Raw genomic sequence first — 4,453 nt, 5'->3', positions numbered from 1 at the left:
GCTGGAAACCGCGCTGCCGGCCGGCGGCGCGGTGGCTTTGTCGGGCATGCCCGCCGATCTCGCCACCCGCGCCCGGCGCGGCCAGCTGCCGCCCTGTCCGCGCCTGCGTTAGTCTACTTCGCGATCCCGATCGCCACTTCGCTCACCCAGCCCTTGGTGCCGAGCTCGTCGGTCACTTCCCAGAAGCCGCCCTGCTTGTTGCCGGTGGGATAGAGCATGGCGCCGGCATCCAGCGGTTTGACCACCTTGGCGGTGGAGGCCGCAGCGAACATGCGGCCCGGGTTCTTCATCACCACGGCGCGCTCGGCCTGGGCGCCGCCGGCCGCGGCCTCCAGCCCGCCCAGATCGCCCACCAGCTTGGTGAAGGCATCCAGATAGGCGAGCGCGATGACCTGCCCGATCTCGGTATCCGCATAGCCCGATGCGCCGCCGGCGCCCAGGAAGCCGCCGGCAAAGATGCCGCCACCCGCCCCGAAGCCGACATCGGTCTTGGTGGCCTGGCCCTCGGTCACGAACTCTTCGGACGACTTGTTGTTGACCACTTCCAGCGTGACGTTGGCGCTGCGCTTCTTGACGTCGATGCCGCCCAGAAGCGCGCCGCCAATGCCGGGCACGAAGGCGCCCAGCAGGCCACCGATTCGGTTGCCGCTGCGGTTGCGGTTGGCGGTGACGATGTTGGGAATCAGGGTGAAATCGGCCTGCACCATCTGGCCCTTGCCGATGGTGCCGCCGCCGCGCATCTCGCCGCCGGCGGCCAGCGCGCGTTCGGTCTGCATCGCCGCCATGCCGCGCTGCGAGCGGTTGACGAGGCGGAAGCAGCCGGATTTCTGGGCATAGATGCGCAGCAGCGCTTCGGGGTTGCCAAGGCCCAGGCCCTCCCACCAGCGGTTTTCCGCATCGCTGATGCCCATGGTGCCGATCGGTTTCGCGCAGGTGGGGAGCTCGGCGGTCTTGGCGGCGCGTTGCTTTTCGATGCCGCCCTTGCGCCCGGCGTCGATCTGCGCTGCCGCTGGCGCCGCTGCCAGCACCGCCGCCGCGACACCCATAATCCAACGTCCTGACATCATGTCTCTTCCCCCACAAAGGCGGTGTGTCTGATCAGCGACATTATTGCAGCGTGATGCCGGCGCGGCCAGCCAAAAACCGCGCCAGTTCGCACCATCAGCGCCCGAAGTCGGCCTTTTCGGTGTCCTGGCCTTCGTCGATGATCGAGCGGCGGATGGCGCGGGTGCGGGTGAACAGGCTTTCCAGCGCCTCGCCGTCGCCCCAGCGGATGGCGCGCTGCAGCGCCACCAGATCCTCGGTGAAGCGGCCCAGCAGCTCCAGCACCGCCTCGCGGTTATTGAGGAACACGTCGCGCCACATCACCGGATCGGATGCGGCGATGCGGGTGAAATCGCGGAAGCCGCCGGCCGAATATTTGATCACCTCGCTCTTGGTGACTTCTTCAAGATCGCTGGCCGTGCCGACGATCGAATAGGCGATGAGGTGGGGCAGGTGACTGGTGACAGCCAGCACCCGGTCGTGATGCGGCGCATCCATCAGGTCGACCCGGGCGCCCAGCCGGCGCCAGAATTCCGAAAGCCGCTCGACCATCACGGCATCGGCCCGCGGCGGCGGCGTGATGATGCACCACCGGCCCTTGAACAGGCTGGCGAAGCCGGCATCCGGCCCGGATTTCTCGGTGCCGGCGACCGGGTGGGCGGGGATGACATGGACACCGGGCAGCGCGTCGCCCAGCACGCGCGCCACGCTCTCCTTCACCGAGCCGACGTCGCTCACCACCGTGTCGGGCGCCAGCTCCGGGGCGATCTCGGCCGCGACCGCCGCCATGGCGCCCACCGGCACGGCGAGGATGACGAGATCGGCATCCACCACGGCGGCGCCGGCGCCATCAGCCACATCATCGGCAATGCCAAGGTCGCGCACCCGCTCGCGCACCTGGGCATCGGCATCGGACACGCTGATCCGCACCGTCGGCATCGTCTCGCGAATGGCGCGCGCAAGGCTCGAGCCGATCAGGCCCATGCCGATGATGGCAATGCGGGCAAAGGGCAGCATCAGGCGCTTGTTCCTTCGCTTGCACCCTCGACATAGTCGCGCAGGGCCGCCGCCACGGTGCGGGTCTCCTGTTCCGTGCCGATCGAGATGCGCAGGGTGCGCGGCATGTTCTGCACCGCGAGATAGCGGCAGATGATGCCGTGATCGAGCAGCCACGCGTTGCAGGCCGCCGCCGTGACCGGGCCGGCTTCTGGGAACTCCACCAGGATGAAGTTGGCGGCCGAGGGGATGGCGCGCAGGCCGGCGTTCCCCAAAGCGGCGATCTCGCCGGCCAGCCAGTCGCGCAGGCGGATGGTTTCGGCGCGCACCATGGCGATGTGGGCGTCATCGCCAAGGCTGGCGACGGCAGCGGCCTGGCCCGTGGTCGTCACGTTGAAGGGCCCGCGCACCCGTTCCAGCGCGTCGATGATGGCCAGCGGCGCCACCGCCCAGCCGATGCGCTGGGCGGCAAGCCCGTGGATCTTGGAAAAGGTGCGGGTGACGATCAGGTTGGGCAGGCGCTGCGCCAGCACCAGCCCGTCCTCATAGTCGCCATCCACGAACTCGGCATAGGCGCAGTCGAGCACCAGGATCACGTGCGTGGGCAGGCCCGCGATGAGCCGGCGCACTTCGTCTGCGGGCAGCAGTGTGCCGGTGGGGTTGTTGGGGTTGGCCAGATAGATGACGCGGGTGGCGGGGGTGACGGCGGCCAGGATGGCGCCCACGTCGGCGGTGTAATCAACGTCCGGCACCACGACCGGCGTGGCGCCGACGCGGCGGGTGGCACCCTCATACACGGCAAAGCCGTGGCGGACGTGGATGATCTCGTCGCCCGGCCCGGCAAAGGCCGAGGCGATCATGTGCAATATCTCGTCGCTGCCGGTGCCGCAGATGATGTGGGCGGGATCGACGCCAAACTTGGCGCCCAGCGCGGCCCTGAGGCCAGTGGCGGCCGGATCGGGATAGCGATGGCCTTCGGCCAGCACCTGCGTCATCGCCGCCACCGCCTTGGGGGAGGGGCCCCACGGATTCTCGTTGGAGGAGAGCTTGGCCACCACCGGCACGCCAGCGCTGGATTTGCCCGGCACATAGGCGTGCATGGCGGCAATCCACGGCTTCATCCGAGGTGTGGCGGCAGGGGCGTTGCTGGTCATGGCGAGCGCGTTAGCGAATATCGCTTCCCCCGTCACCCCTGCGCCATTATTGCGCTGGCCCCACATGGATGAACGCTTTGGCCTTGATCGACGCATCACGCTTCCCGGCGACTTCGCGCTGGCGGGCGGCGCCGTGTTGCCTGAACTGACCATTGCCTATGAAACCTATGGCAAGCTGAACGCCAACCGCACGAACGCCGTTCTCATCTGCCACGCGCTCACCCTCGATCAATATGTCGCCAGCCCGCACCCGCGTACTGGCAAGGCCGGCTGGTGGACGCGCGCTGTCGGCCCCGGCAAGCCGATCGACACCGACCAGTGGTTCGTCATTTGCGCCAACGTGCTCGGCGGCTGCATGGGCTCCACCGGCCCGGCCAGCACCGATCCGCTGAGCGGTGTGGCCTATGCCATGCGCTTTCCGGTGATCACCATTTCCGACATGGTGGCAGCCCAGGCGCGCCTGCTCGACACCCTTGGCATCGCGCGGCTGGCGGCGGTGGTCGGCGGCTCGATGGGCGGCATGCAGGCGTTGACCTGGGCGGTTGAGCATCCGGCCCGGGTGGACAAGGTGGTGGCGATTGCCACGGCCGCCCGGCACAGCGCCCAGAACATCGCCTTCCACGAAGTCGGCCGCCAGGCGATCATGGCCGATCCGATGTGGCAGGGCGGCGATTATGCCCCCGACGCACCGCCGGCGGCTGGCCTTGCCGTGGCGCGCATGGCTGCGCACATCACCTATCTGTCCGAGGAAGGCCTCACCGAAAAGTTCGGCCGGCGCCTGCAGAACCGCGATTCGGTCTCCTTCGGCTTCGATGCCGATTTCCAGGTCGAATCCTATCTGCGCCACCAGGGGCTCAGCTTCGTCGAGCGGTTCGACGCCAATTCCTACCTCTACATCACGCGCGCCATGGACTATTTCGACCTCGCCCAGCGCCACGAGGGCAATCTGGCGCGCGCCTTTGCCGGCACCGCCAGCCGCTTCTGCCTCGTCTCCTTCACCTCGGACTGGCTCTACCCCACCGCGGAAAGCCGGCGCATCGTGCGGGCGCTGAACGCTGCCGCCGCGCCGGTGTCCTTCGTCGAGCTGGAAAGCCCGTTCGGCCATGATGCCTTCCTGCTCGACTCGCCGGAGATGAACCGCGTCATCAGCGGGTTTCTCGCCGCATGAGCCGGGCCCCGCTGCGCGCTGACCTCGCCGCCGTGGCCGCCGCCGTGCCGGAGGGCGCGCGGGTGCTCGACATCGGCTGCGGCGACGGCCA

The 4,453-nt window shown here is 68.6% G+C and carries 5 protein-coding genes; 2 read left to right on the top strand and 3 right to left on the bottom strand.

Going from position 1 to position 4,453, the window contains the following annotated elements:
* Nucleotides 1-113: 113 nt before the first annotated feature.
* From GJV64_RS11770 to hisC, 3 genes are all read right to left on the bottom strand, one after another.
* Nucleotides 114-1,067 carry a CsgG/HfaB family protein gene (locus tag GJV64_RS11770; protein WP_235927723.1) on the bottom strand — a complete coding sequence of 318 codons (954 nt, stop codon included), beginning with the start codon at nt 1,065-1,067 and terminating at the stop codon, nt 114-116.
* A 94-nt stretch (nt 1,068-1,161) separates the two neighbouring features.
* Nucleotides 1,162-2,061, bottom strand: coding sequence for a prephenate/arogenate dehydrogenase family protein (locus GJV64_RS11765; RefSeq protein ID WP_164157405.1), 900 nt, complete (start codon nt 2,059-2,061; stop codon nt 1,162-1,164).
* Nucleotides 2,061-3,194, bottom strand: a complete 1,134-nt coding sequence (hisC, locus tag GJV64_RS11760; RefSeq protein WP_164157404.1) for a histidinol-phosphate transaminase — start codon at nt 3,192-3,194, stop codon at nt 2,061-2,063. Before hisC ends, GJV64_RS11765 begins: the two co-directional genes overlap by 1 nt.
* Nucleotides 3,195-3,258: 64 nt before the next feature.
* Here hisC and metX point away from each other — a divergent pair, with 64 nt between their 5' ends.
* Entirely contained in the window at nt 3,259-4,362 is a 1,104-nt protein-coding gene (metX, locus tag GJV64_RS11755; protein ID WP_164157403.1) for a homoserine O-acetyltransferase MetX, read from the top strand.
* The coding region (locus GJV64_RS15760) for a methionine biosynthesis protein MetW (RefSeq protein ID WP_235927724.1) at nt 4,359-4,453 on the top strand (95 nt) is incomplete at its 3' end. The genes metX and GJV64_RS15760, both read left to right, overlap by 4 nt.

Source organism: Sandarakinorhabdus rubra, from assembly GCF_010994245.1.
In the GTDB taxonomy this organism is placed as follows: Bacteria; Pseudomonadota; Alphaproteobacteria; order Sphingomonadales; family Sphingomonadaceae; genus Sandarakinorhabdus; species Sandarakinorhabdus rubra.
Note: the sequence above shows the minus strand (reverse complement) of the source record. Positions and strands in the feature narration are given on the sequence as shown.